Source organism: Bacillus sp. CDB3 (assembly GCF_002081505.1).
Classification (GTDB): domain Bacteria; phylum Bacillota; class Bacilli; order Bacillales; family Bacillaceae_G; genus Bacillus_A; species Bacillus_A cereus_AT.
The window spans coordinates 1-16692 of record NZ_ALBR01000012.1; the positions used below are offsets into that span (position 1 = coordinate 1).

Sequence of the window (16692 nt, forward strand, 5' to 3'; positions counted from 1 at the left end):
TAAACGTTAAAGTTAAAAGTTAAACGTTAAGAAACTAGTACGTAACAAAGTAAATAATACTATACGTAGTAATAATAACGTAACGTCTCGTCTATGCGANCTTTTTATTATCTTATTTCTTCATCTGCATCCTACTATATGTACAAAAATTTTCCCAGTAATCTTACAATGAACGATTATGTATTAGGAATTTACGAAAATACATTGCTGATATATGGTATATAGATATAAAATAAGAAAAGAATAATTTTTTGGCAAATCTTACTGACGAAACTGTAGTATAATATATTGTATTGTATGAAAAAGAGAGTTATTCTATATAAGTGTTTTATAGATAATGTGTAATCAGTCGTCAAAACATGAAGAATGTTGACTCCTGGTTTTTTATTTTGCTGTAACAATGTTTCAGGAGGATGTCATGAAAAGAAGTACCGAGTTTCTAAAAAGTTTAGATGTAAAATTAATTTTAATTTTGTGTGCATTTTGTGTTATAAGTATAACTGCTATATATAGCAGTCAGCAAACCGGGCAGTATGGAGATGCAAACTTTGCTATGAAGCAGGGAGTTAACTACATAATTGGGGTTGTATTGTTACTTCTTGTTGCTAGCATCGACTTAGATCAGTTGCAAAAATTGTCTTGGCCGCTTTATATTGCCGGGTTTGCTTCACTTATTCTTTTGAAAGTATTACCACCATCAGGTTTCACACCTGAAAAGTTAGGGGCAAAAAGGTGGTTCGTTTTTCCAGTACTTGGACAAATTCAGCCATCTGAGTTTTTCAAAATCGCATTGCTTCTTGTAGTAGCAAGTATAGCAGTGAAGCATAATGCACAGTATATGGCAAGGACATTCCAAACGGATTTAAAATTAGTAGGTAAAATTATGCTAGTATCCCTCCCGCCTATGGCCGTTGTATATAGCCAACCGGATACAGGTATGGTGTTCTTATATGCAGCAGCTATCGCATGTATTTTATTTATGTCAGGAATTCAAAAGAAATTAATTGCGTTATGTACAGTCATTCCGGTGACCATATTGTCTACATTAATATTTATATTTGTAAAATATCCAGATTTCTTCTTTAATAAATTAGTTACTTTGTTAAAACCTCACCAACAATCACGTATTATAGGTTGGCTAAATCCATTTGAGAATGCAAATGAAGGCTATCAAACACAGCAATCGATTTTAGCTGTAGGTAGTGGAGGTATGGAAGGGAAAGGATTCGGTGAAGGGAACGTCTATATTCCAGAGAAACACACTGACTTTATTTTCGCTACAATTGCCGAAGAAGGTGGATTTATAGTAGCGGCGTTAGTTGTGTTCTTGTTCCTATTACTACTATATCGAACAATTATTATCGGTTATTCTGCTGATAATTTATTTGGTACATTATTATGTGCTGGATCAATAGGAATACTAACGGTTCAAATATTCCAAAATATTGGTATGATCGTTGGATTAATGCCTGTAAAAGGTATCGCATTACCTTTCTTATCATATGGGGGAAGTTCCTTATTTTCGAATATGATTATGATGGGGCTCATATTATCGGTACGGAAAACGTATAAAAAATATATGTTTTCAGTTAAGTAAAAAAAGCTGGTTCGTTTTTAAACGAATCAGCTTTTTTTACATATATGCTCTTAAACGTTGCAAACTAAAACAGAATAGCAGTTTGAGACGGGTAAGGAGTGCAAAGTTATGCATATGCATATTTTTGAAGGGGCACGGCATCTTTCTAATAGTGAATGGGTTGCTCGGGCTATTATAGCGTACATATTTTTAATATTAGTTGCGAAAGCGATGGGGCAAAGATCTATCGCACAACTTCGCTTTTTAGATGTTGTATTAGTGTTATTGCTTGGCGGGAATATTTCTAATGCGCTATCTGACGAAAAGGTCGGATTACTCGGTTCGATGATCACAACGTTCATACTCGTTGTACTTCACATAATAAGCTCTGTTTTAATGTTGAAATGGGATAGATGGAGACGCTTTTTAGAGCCAGCACCTATTATTCTTATACATAATGGTTCCATTGATTTTAGCAATTTAAAAAAAGCGAGAATTACGGTGGAATATTTATTTTCAGAACTTCGCATGCGAAATGTGAGCGATATGCAAACGATTAAATTAGCATTATGGGAAGCGAGTGGTGTTGTTTCTATATTTCAGTATCCAGAATACGAAGCAGTTTCTCGGCGTGATCTTAAAGTGGCAGGAAGAAGATCTCCAGTTTCTTTTGTGCTAGTAAAGGATGGGAGGATTCAGCAAGATGTTCTTGCTTTAGTAGGAAAAACAGAAGATTGGGCGAGAGAATTTCTAGAGAAGAGTGCAGAAGTCGAATCCATTATGTTAGCTACAGTAGATGAAGCTCATAAAATAAATATTTTGTTAAAAAAATGAAAAATATACGCATTTTGTCGTTTCATACATATGATACAATAGTGTGGACAACGAAAAAGGAGGCGATTCGATTCGATGGGATATGTAGAAGAATTACGAAAAATAGTTGGTCATCGCCCTTTAATTTTAGTTGGTGCTGTTGTACTCGTTATCGATGAAAGCGGATATGTATTATTACAGCAAAGAACAGAGCCGTACGGAAAATGGGGGTTGCCTGGGGGGTTAATGGAGCTTGGTGAATCACCAGAGGAAACAGCTTACCGTGAAGTATACGAAGAGACAGGAATAGAAGTAAAGAACCTTCGATTAATCAATGTATTTTCTGGAGCGAACTATTTTACAAAGTTAGCAAACGGTGATGAATTTCAATCTGTAACGACAGCTTATTATACCGATGAATATGAAGGGAACTTTGTTATGAATAAAGAAGAAGCAGTTCAGCTTAAATTCTTCCCAGTAACAGAACTACCCGACTATATTGTAGGATCGCATAAAAAAATGATTGTTGAATATATGAAAATTATGGAAAAGTAAGATACAATAGTAGAAGAAATACAAAAACACAGTTCTGGTTGGTAGTCCAGACGCATGATCTCATGTCAGTAACCTTCCCCCTCCGGGATGTCCAGTATTTCTAATATTTTTTAGGAGGGGCTGTCGATGGAGTTGACAGTATATCATGATGGTCAATTTTTTGTAGGAATTATTACATGTAAAGAAAAAGGTAAATTGTATGGTGCGAGGTATACTTTTGGAACGGAACCGTCAGACGAAGAAGTGCTTATATTTGTAAATGGTCCACTGTTAGCATATTTTCAGCACTTTGCAAGATGTGGTGTGGAAGTTAAAGAAAAACAGCGTCCAAAAAGTATAAAGCGTATCATACGACAAGCAGCAAAAGAAGTAACTGTAAAACGTTTTACAAAGGCGCAGGAGGCAATTAGTTTATCTTACGAGTTGCATAAACAAGAAAAGCGAGTGCAATCTAAAGAGAAACGAGAAGCTGAAAAGCAAAGAAGACGTTTAATAAAAGTACAAAAGGCAAAGCAAAAACATCGAGGTCATTAAGAAAAGGTGTTAGAGCAAGAGCTCTAACACCTTTTCTATACTGAAATACAAGTAAACTTACTTGTATTCTCTAAACATTAACTGGTAAGATACAAATAGGTAGAATTAGAGGAGGGAAAAGATTGATTAACTTTAACTTTTTTATGAATGATGTTGTCCGTCAAGCGCGTGAGGAGATTGTATCTGCAGGATATACAGAATTGACGACACCAGAAGCAGTTGAAGAAGCATTTAAAAGAAATGGTACAACACTTGTAATGGTAAACTCTGTATGTGGCTGTGCAGGTGGCATTGCTCGCCCTGCTGCTGCACATTCCGTACATTATGATAAACGTCCTAACCACCTTGTAACGGTATTTGCGGGGCAAGATAAAGAAGCAACAGCAAGAGCTCGTGAATATTTTGAAGGGTATCCACCTTCATCTCCATCATTTGCTTTATTGAAAGATGGAAAAATTGTAACGATGGTAGAACGTCATGAAATTGAAGGTCATGAACCAATGCAAGTAATTGCAAAACTACAATCTTACTTCGAAGACAATTGCGAAGAACTATAAGGAAGAGAAAAAGCGGTACGTTCACGAACAAGTGGACGTACCGCTTTTTTATTTAGTTTTTATAATGATTAGACATGCATAGGAATGTTATTTTATGCATGTTTTTATGCATATAAAACGAACTTAATAATGTTTTTTTGTTTATTTTTATTTTAAATGTTGCATAAAAATAAAAGTGCTGATACAATACAAACAACGAATAAATATACTATTAAACTTTTAAATATACATCATTAGGGGGAAGAAAGATGAAGAAGTTACTATCAATATCATTTGCACTTATTTTAATTGTAAGTATGTTCAGTGCTTGTAGTAATGGGGAAGAAAAGGCGAATGTCAAAAATAAAAAAGTACTCGTTATGGGGACTTCAGCAGACTATAAACCGTATGAATACGTGGAAGCTTCAAAAAGTGATGAAATTATCGGCTTTGATGTTGATATTGCCAAATATATCGGAAAAGAACTTGGGTACGAAGTGAAAGTGAAAGACATGGATTTTGGCGGATTATTAGCATCTCTTAATTCAGGAAAAGTTGATTTCGTTATGGCGGGTATGACGCCAACTGCAGAGCGTAAAAATAATGCTGATTTCACAGATATATATTTTGTTGCTAAAAATATGATTGTTTCAAAAAAGGGCTCTAATATTAAATCGTTAGAAGATTTAAAAGGGAAAAAAGTAGGGGTACAAACAGGGTCAATTCAAGAAGAAAAGGCAAAAGAATTTCAGAAACAAGTCGATTTCAAAGCTGAGGGACGTGACCGTATACCAGAAATCGTACAAGAAATTAAAGCTGGTCGTTTTGACGCTGCAATTATAGAAGACACGGTTGCAAAAAATTATTTAGAAAAAATGAAAGAACTACAAGGGATTGAAATTCAAGAAGCACCAGAAGAAGTAGGTGCAGCGATTGCTCTTCCAAAAAATAGTGATAAAACAGAAGAATTTAATAAAGTAATTAAGAAAATGCAAGAAAATGGAGAAATGGATAAATTAGTGAAGAAATGGTTTGGCAGCGGAAAATAAGCTGCCTTTCACTTTTCTGTGAGGGGAATGAAAAGGATGAATTTAGATTTTTCGGCAATTACGCCTTCAATACCATATATATTAAAGGGCTTAGAAGTTACATTGAAAATTGTAGCTGCATCAGCTTTAGCAGGATTTATTTTAGGGACGTTATTAGCACTTTGCAAAATTGCTAGAATACGAGCATTAAATATTGCAGCAGATATATATACTTCAATATTTCGTGGTACACCGCTAGTATTGCAATTAATGATTATTTATTTCGGTGTTCCACAAATGATTGGATATGAGATACCAGCCTTTTTAGCAGCTGTACTTGCATTTAGTTTAAATTCAGGTGCATATATGTCAGAAGTAATTCGTGCCGGCATTCAAGCGGTTGATAAAGGACAAACAGAAGCAGCTATGGCTTTAGGGATTCCTTACGGGAAAATGATGAGAAATATTATTTTTCCTCAAGCTTTAAAAAATATTTTACCAGCACTTGTAAATGAATTTGCGACTCTTACGAAAGAATCGGCTGTAGTAACTGTAATTGGTGCAACAGATTTAATGCGCCGTGCTTATATTGTAGGCGGTGAAACATTTAAATATCTTGAACCATTACTGTTTGTTGGACTTATTTATTATATATTAGTAATTATTCTTACATTAGTCGGGAAAGCCATTGAAGGGAGAATGAAGAAAAGTGATTAAAGTTGAAAACCTTCATAAGTCATTTGGAAAAAATGAAGTATTAAAAGGAATTACGACAACGATTGAAAAAGGAGAAGTTGTTGCAATTATTGGACCGTCTGGATCTGGAAAGTCAACGTTTTTACGCTGTATGAATGTACTAGAAGCACCGACAAATGGTCACATTTGGATTGGAACGGAAGAAGTAACGAATCCGAAAACAAATATTATGCACGTTCGTGAAAATGTCGGAATGGTATTTCAACATTTTCACTTATTCCCTCATATGACTGTATTAGAAAATATTACGTATGCTCCTATCAATGTAAAAGGAGTAACGAAGCAAGTGGCTGAGAAAAAGGCTCAGGAGCTTTTGGATAAAGTAGGACTGCTTGATAAGAAAGATTCATATCCAAATCGTCTTTCAGGGGGACAAAAGCAACGTGTAGCAATAGCGAGAGCATTAGCGATGGAACCGGAAGTTATGCTATTTGATGAACCAACATCTGCGCTAGATCCAGAAATGGTGAAAGAAGTATTAGAAGTTATGAAATCATTAGTTACGACAGGAATGACGATGGCAATCGTTACGCATGAAATGGGATTTGCAAAAGAAGTAGCAGACCGCGTTCTCTTTTTAGATGGTGGAAAGCTTGTAGAAGATAGCAATCCGGAAGAGTTTTTCACAGCACCAAAAAGTGACCGTGCAAAAGAATTTTTGCAAAAGATATTGTAATATGTAAAGGTTACGTGAATAATAAGTAGAAAAGGATGACATCGCGTCATCCTTTTTTTATACTAACTTTAAATACATTTATACATATAGGAGTAATGATATGTTTAAAATTGGATACCGTACAGTGAAAACAGCGCTCGGAACGGGGGCGGCAGTTTTTATTGCTCAGTTATTAGGATTAGAATTTTATAGTTCAGCTGGTATTTTAGTCATTTTATGCGTGCAAAATACGAAACGAAAATCCGTTCAAGTATCGTTGCACCGTTTTTTAGCTTGTGTATTATCAATGGTATTTGCGTTTTGTATTTTTGAAACGATTGGTTATACACCACTTGCGATTAGCGTATTACTGCTTACCTTTATTCCAACTGCAGTTATGTGCAAAATTCAAGAAGGCATTGTCACGAGTTCGGTTATCGTTATGCATCTGTATTCATTAAAGCAAATTACATGGTCTATAGTTGGTAATGAAATTGCTATATTAACGATTGGAATTAGCGTCGCTTTATTAGTAAACATGTACATGCCAAGCAGTGAGAATAAACTGAAAGAGTATCAAGAAAAAATAGAAGAGCATTTCAGAACAATCTTGTTTGAAATGGTCGTTTATTTACGAAATCGAGATAGTAATTGGAGTGGAGCCGAATTAATTGAAACAGAAAGGATGCTGAAAGAAGCAAAAGATTTATCATTTAAAAAACTTGAGAATGAGTTTATGCGTGAAGATGACTATTATTATCGTTATTTTGATATGCGCATGCAACAATTTGAAATTTTGGAGCGCATGATACCATTAGCTGCGTCACTATCTTGGACGTATGAACAAGCCGATATGATTGCAGATGTAATTGAAAATATAGGGAACTCTATTCGTCCTGAAAGTACAGGGGTCATTTCGTTAAGGCAACTTCAAGAAATGCGAGAAGTATTTAGAGAAATGCCTTTACCCGTCTCGCGAGAAGAATTTGAAATACGTGCGAAACTTGTTCAACTTGTGTATGAAATGGAGCAATATTTACTCATTAAAAGTCGCTTTAAGGGAAAGGATAATATAAAAGAACTTATATAGAAGGTAGGAATTACATATGCCGTATCTTCTCTCTTTCATATTATGTCTTTCTTTATCACCGATCTGGCCTCTTGGTGATAATCCGCGTACCGGAGATCCTTTTATTATTGTAAATAAAGCGACGAATAAATTAGCTTATATTGACGATGGGAAAATCCAAAAGGTTTTTCCAGTAGCGACAGGAAAAACGAATGAATTAACCCCAGAAGGAACTTTTGATATTGTAATGAAAGCGAAGGATCCGTACTATATTGCAAAGGATATTCCAGGTGGATCACCAAAAAATCCACTTGGGTCAAGGTGGATGGGATTTAATGCAAGAGGAACTGATGGGAGTAAATATGGAATACATGGAACAAACCAACCTAGTTCAATTGGAAAGTATATTTCACAAGGATGTATAAGAATGAAGAAAAACGATGTGGAATATTTATTTGATCGTATTCCAATTGGAACGAAAGTATGGATTGTGAAATCGAAAAAATCATTTCAGCAATTAGCAAAAGAAAAAGGTGCCATTGCATATGAAAAAGCCGACACAAAAGTTGGCTTTTTCTTTTATTATACGTTGTCTTGACATGTGTACATAACCATGCGTTAATGAAAATATAGAAAGATAAAAATAGGTAAAGGGGTTGCTCATATGTACTTGAATCCGAAAATTTCTTATATGCAGTTTTTTGTGGGTTTTCTATTTGTTATTACATTCATATTGGCAACTTTTAATATATGTTCTTACGTTGTAGCGATTGTATTTATGGCATTACTCAATCTTACTTTTGTTATTGGGGCATTTCAGCAGAAACAATATACAAGCTTTGTAATAGCGCTTGTAATGGCTTTTTCCTTTAGTATTGTAGCAGTTGTACTATATATAAAATAAAATATTCATTGGAAGGTAGACTATCTCGACTTCGAGATGGTCTATTTTGTATGTGTAAACAGTAAAAAAAGGACGAGTGAATCGTCCTTTTTACCAAAACATACTTGCGCCAGTAAGTAGTGTTGTTACAAGCATAGAAATTAGCATTATATAAACCATAATTTTTTGAGCTTTTTTATGCATCGTTAAACCTCCTTGCAAATCAGTACAATTTCATTGTAACGAGAAATGAAATTGTGGACAAGGGGAGAGAAAGGACAAAATTCGGGAAGGGGGTGCAAAATATAACAGGAAATTTGAGCATACGTAGAGAATATGTTAAAAGGTAGATTATTAGTTTTTGTTATGCAAGTATGAAGAATGGAGATACGATGATGAAAATATACGAAACAGAGCGTTTACATTTAAGAGAAATTGATGAGTCGTATGCGGAAAAAGTTCTTCAATATTACGACAAAAATCGTGAGTTTTTAAAAGCGTGGGAAGAGTATAGACCGGAGGATTTTTTCACGCTAGATTATCAAAAGAAAAAGTTACAAAAGGATAGAAAAGAGTTCGCGGAAGGTAAGATCATCAGGCTGTGGATTTTTAAAAAGGGTGATGATACAAAAATTATTGGATGTATTTCATTTAATCTAATTGTTCGCGGAATTTATCAATCTTGTGTACTTGGTTATAAATTAGATAGGGAAGAATTGAATAAAGGTTACACAACAGAAGCGCTTAGAAAAGCAATTCAAGTTACCTTTAAAGAATTTCATTTACATCGTATAGAAGCGCCGATTATGCCACGAAATTTAGCATCTATACAAGTAGTGACGAAAATAGGATTTCAATATGAAGGTGTATCTCGAAAAATGCTAATGGTTAATGGTGTTTGGGAAGATCATATGCGCTGGGTGTTGTTAAACGAGTAATAGAAAGCAGATGGGTATCTAGATGTATGAACCATCTGTTTTTTGTCTTGTATTTCGAAACTTTTGCGAAATTCTGTTATAATTAATATTGTTACATACATAATGGTAGTGCAGGAGGCGCAGTCTTATGATTAATCAAGAACGTTTAGTAAATGAATTCATGGAGTTAGTACAAGTAGATTCTGAAACAAAATTTGAAGCAGAAATTTGCAAAGTGTTAACAGAGAAATTTACTGCTTTAGGTGTAGAAGTATTTGAGGATGACACGATGGGCGTGACTGGTCATGGTGCAGGTAACTTAATTTGTACTTTACCAGCAACAAAAGACGGTGTTGATACAATTTATTTCACTTCTCATATGGATACAGTAGTTCCTGGTAATGGAATTAAGCCTTCTATTAAAGATGGATATATCGTATCAGATGGTACTACAATTTTAGGAGCGGATGATAAAGCGGGATTAGCATCAATGTTTGAAGCAATTCGTGTTTTAAAAGAGAAAAACATCCCTCATGGTAAAATTGAATTTATTATTACAGTTGGAGAAGAATCTGGTCTTATTGGTGCAAAAGCGTTAGACCGTGAGCGTATTACAGCGAAGTATGGTTATGCATTAGATAGCGATGGAAAAGTTGGTGAAATCGTTGTTGCAGCTCCAACACAAGCGAAAGTGAATGCGATTATTCGTGGGAAAACAGCGCACGCTGGCGTAGCACCGGAAAAAGGTGTATCTGCAATTACTATCGCAGCAAAAGCAATTGCAAAGATGCCACTTGGTCGTATCGATTCTGAAACAACTGCAAATATTGGGCGTTTTGAAGGTGGCACACAAACAAATATCGTTTGCGATCATGTTCAAATTTTTGCAGAAGCTCGTTCTTTAATCAATGAGAAAATGGAAGCACAAGTTGCAAAAATGAAAGAAGCATTTGAAACAACTGCAAAAGAAATGGGTGGTCATGCAGACGTTGAAGTAAATGTTATGTACCCAGGTTTTAAGTTTGCTGATGGAGATCACGTTGTAGAAGTTGCGAAACGCGCTGCTGAAAACATTGGCCGTACACCTTCTCTTCACCAAAGTGGTGGCGGAAGTGATGCGAACGTAATCGCAGGACACGGTATTCCAACAGTTAACTTAGCAGTTGGTTATGAAGAAATTCATACAACAAATGAAAAAATTCCTGTTGAAGAATTAGCGAAAACAGCAGAATTAGTTGTAGCTATTATTGAAGAAGTAGCGAAGTAATTAACTAGAAAAAGCATGTAAATCAATTGTGATTTACATGCTTTTTTATTTTGATTCAATTGCTTTCACAAGACGGATAAGCCAGTATAAGAAAATCCATGGGAGTACATAAGTTGTTGCGATGCTAAGTAAACGAGGAAGGAGTCCAGCCACATTAATATTGAACATCGGAAGTAGCAAATAATTGATTAAGATAATTAAAATAATAATAACGAATGTATAGTTGAGCTTACTATTTGGTTTCATAATAAGTCACTCCTTTTACAATAATATCCATCCTTCGTATTAAGTATAGCAAAAATAAGGATAAAAAGAATAAGTGATTATTATATTGTACATGAATTTGATATAATAAAGGAACGGATGTTCTTTGGAGGAGATGAGTATTATGCGAGAAATGTATCCGAAAAATGGTCGTGTTATTTTACATGTAGATATGAATTGTTTTTTCGCATCTGTTGAAATTGCTCATGACCCATCATTACAAGGAAAGCCATTAGCGATTGCCGGGAATGAAAAAGAGAGAAAAGGGATTATCATAACATGTAGTTATGAAGCGAGAGCATATGGAATACGTACGACGATGCCCCTTTGGGAAGCAAAGCGATTATGCCCGCAATTAGTTGTGAGGCGTCCTAATTTTACATTATATCGCGAAGCCTCATTTCAAATGTTTCAAATTCTTTCCCGTTTTACAGAAAAGATACAACCAGTTTCTATAGATGAAGGGTATTTAGATATTACAGATTGCTATGCACTAGGTTCGCCTCTTGAAATAGCAAAGATGATTCAACAAGCGTTATTAACAGAGTTACAGCTTCCGTGTAGTATTGGAATTGCTCCAAATCTTTTTCTAGCAAAGACCGCTTCAGATATGAAAAAACCACTTGGTATTACTGTGCTTCGAAAACGCGACATTCCAGAATTGATTTGGCCACTTCCAGTTGGAGCCATGCATGGAATTGGTGAGAAAACAGCTGAAAAATTAAATGATATTCATATACAGACAATTGAACAGTTGGCAAAGGGAGACGAGCATATCATTCGCGCTAAAATTGGAAAGCACGGTGTTGATTTACAAAGACGTGCAAAAGGTATGGATGATAGGGAAGTTGATCCGAGTCAAATGGGACAGCATAAAAGTGTCGGTAATTCGATGACCTTTTCAAAGGATATGGATGAAGAGAAAGAATTACTTGATATGTTAGAACGTTTATCAAAGTCAGTGAGTAAAAGGTTACAAAAGCGAACCCTTGTCAGCTATAATATACAAATTATGATTAAATACCATGATAGGCGAACAGTAACACGGAGTAAGCAATTGAAAAATGCGATTTGGGAAGAATGTGATATTTTTCAAGCTGCATCCCGTTTGTGGAAGCAACATTGGGACGGTGATTCCGTTCGTTTACTAGGTGTTACAGCTACTGAAATAGAGTGGAAGACAGAATCGGTGAAACAATTAGATTTGTTTTCATTTGAAGAGGATGCGAAAAAAGAACCGCTACTTGCTGTCATTGATCAAATTAATGATAAGTATGGGACACCGCTTTTACAGAGAGGTAGTCAACTACTACGTAAGCAAGAGAAGTCGTTTCAACAAAAGTTAGAAAATAAGTTTATGTAGAAGGTGTCATGAAGCAGTAAATATCATGGCACCTTTCATATTTAACTCGCTTCTAAATCTAAAGAAGTCTTCCACCCAGCAGCAGTAACGCCAGATTCTAATAACATTCTACTTACTATTTTTTCAATTAAGATAGCCGCATTTGTCTTGCAATGTAATGTAGCCTGTATACAGACTTTTTGATTAGAATCTACATCTTCACTATATAACTCTTTTAAACCGAGACCTTCTGTACTTACCATATGCATAAGTAAAAAACGAATATGTGCTTCATTTTCTTCTGAACAAGTAAGAGAAAGGAAGTAGTTTGTTTGTTCAGGTGATTCGTCTTTTGATTTTTTATTCATAAATAGAGCGATTGGGCGAAGCAGTATATTTGCTAGTAAAACGCCGGCTGCACCTAATATAGCTGCAACGAGGAAGCCAGCACCTGTAAGAGTACCAACAGCAGCTGCGCACCATAAAGTTGCTGCTGTATTTAACCCTCTAATACTAAAACCGTCACGAATAATAACACCGCCTCCTAAAAAGCCAATACCACTAACAACTTGAGCGGCGATGCGTGATGGACTAGCATCATGATCAAGCATGACGGATAATAAAACAAATATACAGGCGCCAAGTGATACGAGAGCATTTGTCCGCAAACCAGCCATTCGATGTCTCCATTGTCTTTCCATTCCGATGCAAGCTCCTACAATAATTGCTATAAATAACCTTAATACGATGTCATACCATATCATCATGGTCACCTCCATACATATAAGTACATGTTATATTTTTTAAGAATGAGAGGGGAATCCCCACTCATTCTCATTTTTACAACCAGCTATGAAATTTTTTAATATAAAGTTTTTTCAGGAATTGTGTTAAGAAAGCATAACCTAATAATATTCCTATGAGCCACGGGAAGTAGCTTAGTGGTAATGCTTGTAAACCAATTGCTGCACCAAGTGGTGAGAATGGAATATAAATTCCGATTGCCATAATACAAGCGGTTAATAAAAGAACTGGTATTGATGCTGTACTTTGAATGAACGGAATTTTCTGTGTTCTAATCATATGGACAATTAATGTTTGAGTTAGTAGCCCAACGACAAACCAACCTGATTGGAATAGTGATTGTTCTCCAGGTGTATTTGCACCGAATACATTCCACATGACAACGAATGTGACAATATCGAATATAGAGCTAATTGGACCGATGCAAATAATGAAGTTACGCAAGTTTGCAGTATCCCATTTTCTGGGCTTCTCTAAAAATTCCTTATCCATTTTATCCCATGGAATTGAAAGCTGTGAAATATCATAAAGTAAGTTTTGAATTAATAGATGAATTGCAAGCATCGGTAAGAATGGAATGAAAGCACTTGCCACTAATACACTAAATACATTTCCGAAGTTAGAGCTAGCTGTCATTTTTATATATTTTAAAATATTGCCGAAAGTAGTGCGTCCTTCTAAAATACCTGCTTCTAATATAGTTAAACTTTTTTCAAGTAGAATAATATCGGAAGATTCTTTTGCAATGTCAGTAGCAGTATCAACAGATATTCCAACATCAGCATCACGTAGTGCAACGGCATCGTTAATACCATCCCCCATATAACCTACAGTATGACCATTACCTTGCAATACACGAATGATGCGGGACTTTTGCATTGGATTTAGTTTTGCGAACACTGTTGTTTCTTCTGCTAGTTTCGCTAATGCTTTATCTGGTAAAGAATCAATTTCGTAACCGAGGACAGGCTCACCTATATTTAATCCCACTTCTTTACAAACTTTTCTTGTAACAATTTCGTTATCGCCCGTTAAGATTTTTACTTGTACGCCGTGTTTATGCAATGCTTGAATTGCAGAAGCAGCAGATGGTTTAGGCGGATCTAAAAAGCCGATATATCCAGTAAGGATCATAGCGGATTCATCTTGTACTGCATAAGCTTTATGATAAGGTTTGTTATCTTTCTTGTATGCTACAGCGATGACACGCATTCCTTCACTATTTAAAGTTTCGCTAAGATGTTTTACATTTGCTCTCATTTCTTCAGTAAGAGGGACAATTTGCCCATCCACTTCAGTGTAATTACAAATTGATAAAATTTCTTCTACGGCACCTTTACAAACCATTGTCTGTTCACCTGAAATATCTTTCACGATAACAGACATGCGGCGACGAGCGAAATCGAATGGAATTTCATCTAGCTTTTGAAAAGTTGATGGATCAAACTTATGGTTTTCCTCTGTATGTTCAATGACAGCTTTATCTATTAAATTTTTCAATCCAGTTTGGTAGAAGCTATTTAAATACGCAAATTGTAAGACGCGATTGCATTCATTTCCGTTAGGATCTAAATGACGAACAAGGACGACTTTATCTTCTGTTAAAGTTCCAGTTTTATCCGTGCAAAGGATGTTCATAGCACCTAAGTTTTGAATTGAGTTTAGCTGTTTTACAATTACTTTTTGTTTAGACATGTTCACGGCACCTTTAGCTAAATTAGCAGTTACAATCATTGGTAACATTTCAGGTGTAAGACCAACTGCAACGGCAATAGCAAAGAAGAAAGCTTCTTGCCAATCTCCTTTTGTAAATCCATTAATGAGAAGGACAATGGGTGCCATAATAAGCATAAATGTGATTAAGAGCCAACTTACTTTGTTCACGCCTTTATCAAAGCTTGTTTCTGCACGTTTTCCGATAACCTTATTTGCTAAAGAGCCGAAATACGTATCCGTACTAGTTGAAACAACAACAGCTTTTGCGCTACCGCTAACAATATTTGTACCCATAAAGCAAAGGTTTTCCATATCGAGCGGATTGTAATTTTTTTTCATGTTTTTCGGTAATATATGTTTATTTTCCGTATGGTAGCAGTTCTCGTATTTTTCTACAGGAAGTGCTTCCCCTGTTAAAGAAGATTGATTAACAAATAAATCTTTAGCGGATAAAATCCGCACATCAGCTGGAACGATATCACCGGCTGAAAGTGAAATAATATCGCCAGGAACAAGTTCTTCAATTGGAATTTCCATTGTATGATTACGGTTTAAATTGGTTACGTTTTTTGTTTCATGTATAAATCCATCTATTCTAAAGACACTCGCGGTTGTTCGAACCATAGCCTTTAACTTATCTGCCGCTTTCTGAGAGCGGAATTCTTGTAGAAAGCGAATCGTTGCACTTAGCAGTACCATTACAGATACGACAATTGTTCCTTGTATGTCATCTGTGAAAAAAGAGAGTGCTCCAAGAGCTAATAAAACAAAAATAAATGGATTTTTAAATGCCAGCAGAAATTGAATGTACCACGGCAATGTTTTATTATGAGCGATTTCGTTCGGACCATATAAAGAAAGTCTATGAGACGCTTCTTGTTTAGAGAGTCCATCTTGTGTTGTTTCTAAGAGTTTTAACGCAGAGTATACATCCTGTGTTGCAACTTCCACTAATAATTCGTTATTTGCTTTCATGCTATCTTGATCGTAAGCATGCTTCGTTTCTTGTCTTTGTAAATTTAACATCGGTAGTTCCTCCTTTTCATGAAGGAGGAAACAATCTGTTACTCGACTATTTAAAATTGGGAGGAACAGCTTCTTTCCTACCTACATGGTGAAATATTAACGTAAAACATATGGGTATCTGGGCCGAATCATCACTTGCCACTGTTCCTCACCTCCGTACAATTAGTAGTTTCTGAATATGCTATGTTTGTTTCATAGTAAGGTGCATAAAGATATAAAAAAGACCTTTACTCAAAACGAGTAAAGGTCTGAATTCGTAGTCAAAAAGAGTCAACAACAAAGACTGTTAGTAAGCATAGATAAAAACAGTTTTTGTGTATGACAAAACATACGCACCTCTCCCTCGTTGAGTTTTAGCACTGTATAGCATAGGTACTGAAACCAGCTACGTTAAGAAAGGCCTTCATTCCGACCTTTCCTGTTGACCCATTGGCGTCTCTCGACATTTTTGGGCAGCAGCGTTTCTCTATACAGGAGCCTCACCTAACAGAGACCATATTCAATTACAAGTTGAATGTTAGCACTGTAAAATCATAGTGTCAATATCTTTTTAATCTGTTTTTTTGAAAAATTAAATAGATTTATGATGGCTATATAGTAGGAAATAAGAGGAGTTTTTTTGAAATAAGGCGGGAAAATAAATATTTTAATGAACATAAATAAAAAAGCACTGATTACAGTGCTTTTTATAATAGATTACGAGATTGTAGGGTTTTCAAAAATAACAATCTCTGAACTGTTTGTAGTTGAAACGCGTTGTGCGTAATATGTTAAAGCTGAAGAAATATATGTTGGTAACGAATCATTTGTATGTGTTGTTGTATATTCATGGATTAATTCTTTCAAAGTCGTCCATTCTAATTGTGCTGGGTGATCAGACACGAAAGAACTTACCCAGCGATCAAATGAAGATGAAAAATCAGTTTGTAAACGAAATGCTTCTTTCATAAT

19 protein-coding genes and 1 riboswitch are annotated in these 16692 nt (G+C 35.4%); of the genes, 14 read left to right on the plus strand and 5 right to left on the minus strand.

The window, feature by feature from the left end; all coding sequences use genetic code 11:
- The first annotated feature begins 418 nt into the window (after positions 1 to 418).
- From CDB3_RS03355 to CDB3_RS03405, 11 genes are all read left to right on the plus strand, one after another.
- On the plus strand, positions 419 to 1597 hold the full coding sequence (locus CDB3_RS03355) for an FtsW/RodA/SpoVE family cell cycle protein (protein ID WP_000831174.1): 1179 nt from the start codon (positions 419 to 421) through the stop codon (positions 1595 to 1597).
- A 108-nt stretch (positions 1598 to 1705) separates the two neighbouring features.
- A complete protein-coding gene (locus CDB3_RS03360) occupies positions 1706 to 2410 on the plus strand; it encodes a DUF421 domain-containing protein (RefSeq protein WP_128853471.1) in 705 nt (234 codons plus the stop codon).
- 75 nt (positions 2411 to 2485) lie between these two features.
- Positions 2486 to 2944, plus strand: a complete 459-nt coding sequence (locus CDB3_RS03365) for an NUDIX hydrolase (protein WP_128853472.1) — start codon at positions 2486 to 2488, stop codon at positions 2942 to 2944.
- Between the two features lie 126 nt (positions 2945 to 3070).
- The gene (locus CDB3_RS03370) at positions 3071 to 3478 is read left to right on the plus strand and encodes a YjdF family protein (protein WP_097830747.1); all 408 of its coding nucleotides are present in this window, start codon (positions 3071 to 3073) and stop codon (positions 3476 to 3478) included.
- A gap of 143 nt (positions 3479 to 3621) precedes the next feature.
- On the plus strand, positions 3622 to 4035 hold the full coding sequence (locus CDB3_RS03375; RefSeq protein ID WP_002015097.1) for a BrxA/BrxB family bacilliredoxin: 414 nt from the start codon (positions 3622 to 3624) through the stop codon (positions 4033 to 4035).
- A gap of 248 nt (positions 4036 to 4283) precedes the next feature.
- Positions 4284 to 5063: a transporter substrate-binding domain-containing protein gene (locus CDB3_RS03380; protein WP_128853473.1), complete on the plus strand. Its 780-nt coding sequence runs from the start codon at positions 4284 to 4286 to the stop codon at positions 5061 to 5063.
- 36 nt (positions 5064 to 5099) lie between these two features.
- Entirely contained in the window at positions 5100 to 5759 is a 660-nt protein-coding gene (locus tag CDB3_RS03385) for an amino acid ABC transporter permease (protein WP_001046912.1), read from the plus strand.
- Positions 5752 to 6474, plus strand: a complete 723-nt coding sequence (locus tag CDB3_RS03390) for an amino acid ABC transporter ATP-binding protein (protein WP_098498701.1) — start codon at positions 5752 to 5754, stop codon at positions 6472 to 6474. The genes CDB3_RS03385 and CDB3_RS03390 overlap by 8 nt, the downstream gene beginning before the upstream one ends.
- Positions 6475 to 6574: 100 nt before the next feature.
- Positions 6575 to 7543 (plus strand): aromatic acid exporter family protein, encoded by a 969-nt coding sequence (locus tag CDB3_RS03395; RefSeq protein WP_097830750.1) that lies wholly within the window; start codon positions 6575 to 6577, stop codon positions 7541 to 7543.
- A 16-nt stretch (positions 7544 to 7559) separates the two neighbouring features.
- Positions 7560 to 8120, plus strand: a complete 561-nt coding sequence (locus tag CDB3_RS03400) for a L,D-transpeptidase (protein ID WP_128853474.1) — start codon at positions 7560 to 7562, stop codon at positions 8118 to 8120.
- Between the two features lie 66 nt (positions 8121 to 8186).
- The gene (locus CDB3_RS03405) at positions 8187 to 8426 is read left to right on the plus strand and encodes a DUF3894 domain-containing protein (protein WP_071747057.1); all 240 of its coding nucleotides are present in this window, start codon (positions 8187 to 8189) and stop codon (positions 8424 to 8426) included.
- Between the two features lie 90 nt (positions 8427 to 8516).
- Here the strand turns inward: CDB3_RS03405 and prli42 are convergent, their stop codons facing one another.
- Positions 8517 to 8609 carry a stressosome-associated protein Prli42 gene (prli42, locus tag CDB3_RS31540; protein ID WP_000549036.1) on the minus strand — a complete coding sequence of 31 codons (93 nt, stop codon included), beginning with the start codon at positions 8607 to 8609 and terminating at the stop codon, positions 8517 to 8519.
- A 188-nt stretch (positions 8610 to 8797) separates the two neighbouring features.
- Here prli42 and CDB3_RS03410 point away from each other — a divergent pair, with 188 nt between their 5' ends.
- The gene (locus tag CDB3_RS03410; RefSeq protein WP_128853575.1) at positions 8798 to 9343 is read left to right on the plus strand and encodes a GNAT family N-acetyltransferase; all 546 of its coding nucleotides are present in this window, start codon (positions 8798 to 8800) and stop codon (positions 9341 to 9343) included.
- Positions 9344 to 9470: 127 nt separating this feature from the next.
- Complete coding sequence (locus CDB3_RS03415) at positions 9471 to 10589, plus strand: tripeptidase T (protein WP_097830754.1); 1119 nt, start codon at positions 9471 to 9473, stop codon at positions 10587 to 10589.
- A 45-nt stretch (positions 10590 to 10634) separates the two neighbouring features.
- Here the strand turns inward: CDB3_RS03415 and CDB3_RS03420 are convergent, their stop codons facing one another.
- Positions 10635 to 10835, minus strand: a complete 201-nt coding sequence (locus CDB3_RS03420; protein WP_097830755.1) for a hypothetical protein — start codon at positions 10833 to 10835, stop codon at positions 10635 to 10637.
- 142 nt (positions 10836 to 10977) lie between these two features.
- Here CDB3_RS03420 and CDB3_RS03425 point away from each other — a divergent pair, with 142 nt between their 5' ends.
- On the plus strand, positions 10978 to 12216 hold the full coding sequence (locus CDB3_RS03425; protein WP_128853475.1) for a DNA polymerase IV: 1239 nt from the start codon (positions 10978 to 10980) through the stop codon (positions 12214 to 12216).
- 41 nt (positions 12217 to 12257) lie between these two features.
- Here CDB3_RS03425 and CDB3_RS03430 read toward each other — a convergent pair whose 3' ends face one another.
- From CDB3_RS03430 to CDB3_RS03440, 3 genes are all read right to left on the minus strand, one after another.
- Positions 12258 to 12959, minus strand: coding sequence for an MgtC/SapB family protein (locus CDB3_RS03430; RefSeq protein WP_128853576.1), 702 nt, complete (start codon positions 12957 to 12959; stop codon positions 12258 to 12260).
- 76 nt (positions 12960 to 13035) lie between these two features.
- Complete coding sequence (mgtA, locus tag CDB3_RS03435; protein ID WP_128853476.1) at positions 13036 to 15741, minus strand: magnesium-translocating P-type ATPase; 2706 nt, start codon at positions 15739 to 15741, stop codon at positions 13036 to 13038.
- A 330-nt stretch (positions 15742 to 16071) separates the two neighbouring features.
- Positions 16072 to 16239: riboswitch (M-box (ykoK) riboswitch) on the minus strand.
- 198 nt (positions 16240 to 16437) lie between these two features.
- Positions 16438 to 16689 carry a DUF3932 family protein gene (locus CDB3_RS03440; RefSeq protein ID WP_044442673.1) on the minus strand — a complete coding sequence of 84 codons (252 nt, stop codon included), beginning with the start codon at positions 16687 to 16689 and terminating at the stop codon, positions 16438 to 16440.
- Positions 16690 to 16692 lie beyond the last annotated feature (3 nt).

Coding starts and splice junctions, on each gene's coding strand:
- CDB3_RS03355 (WP_000831174.1), top strand. CDS start 419: ATGAAAAGAAGTACCGAGTTTCTAAAAAGTTTAGATGTAAAATTAATT.
- CDB3_RS03360 (WP_128853471.1), top strand. CDS start 1,706: ATGCATATGCATATTTTTGAAGGGGCACGGCATCTTTCTAATAGTGAA.
- CDB3_RS03365 (WP_128853472.1), top strand. CDS start 2,486: ATGGGATATGTAGAAGAATTACGAAAAATAGTTGGTCATCGCCCTTTA.
- CDB3_RS03370 (WP_097830747.1), top strand. CDS start 3,071: ATGGAGTTGACAGTATATCATGATGGTCAATTTTTTGTAGGAATTATT.
- CDB3_RS03375 (WP_002015097.1), top strand. CDS start 3,622: ATGAATGATGTTGTCCGTCAAGCGCGTGAGGAGATTGTATCTGCAGGA.
- CDB3_RS03380 (WP_128853473.1), top strand. CDS start 4,284: ATGAAGAAGTTACTATCAATATCATTTGCACTTATTTTAATTGTAAGT.
- CDB3_RS03385 (WP_001046912.1), top strand. CDS start 5,100: ATGAATTTAGATTTTTCGGCAATTACGCCTTCAATACCATATATATTA.
- CDB3_RS03395 (WP_097830750.1), top strand. CDS start 6,575: ATGTTTAAAATTGGATACCGTACAGTGAAAACAGCGCTCGGAACGGGG.
- CDB3_RS03400 (WP_128853474.1), top strand. CDS start 7,560: ATGCCGTATCTTCTCTCTTTCATATTATGTCTTTCTTTATCACCGATC.
- CDB3_RS03405 (WP_071747057.1), top strand. CDS start 8,187: ATGTACTTGAATCCGAAAATTTCTTATATGCAGTTTTTTGTGGGTTTT.
- prli42 (WP_000549036.1), bottom strand. CDS start 8,609: ATGCATAAAAAAGCTCAAAAAATTATGGTTTATATAATGCTAATTTCT.
- CDB3_RS03410 (WP_128853575.1), top strand. CDS start 8,798: ATGATGAAAATATACGAAACAGAGCGTTTACATTTAAGAGAAATTGAT.
- CDB3_RS03415 (WP_097830754.1), top strand. CDS start 9,471: ATGATTAATCAAGAACGTTTAGTAAATGAATTCATGGAGTTAGTACAA.
- CDB3_RS03420 (WP_097830755.1), bottom strand. CDS start 10,835: ATGAAACCAAATAGTAAGCTCAACTATACATTCGTTATTATTATTTTA.
- CDB3_RS03425 (WP_128853475.1), top strand. CDS start 10,978: ATGCGAGAAATGTATCCGAAAAATGGTCGTGTTATTTTACATGTAGAT.
- CDB3_RS03430 (WP_128853576.1), bottom strand. CDS start 12,959: ATGATATGGTATGACATCGTATTAAGGTTATTTATAGCAATTATTGTA.
- mgtA (WP_128853476.1), bottom strand. CDS start 15,741: ATGTTAAATTTACAAAGACAAGAAACGAAGCATGCTTACGATCAAGAT.
- CDB3_RS03440 (WP_044442673.1), bottom strand. CDS start 16,689: ATGAAAGAAGCATTTCGTTTACAAACTGATTTTTCATCTTCATTTGAT.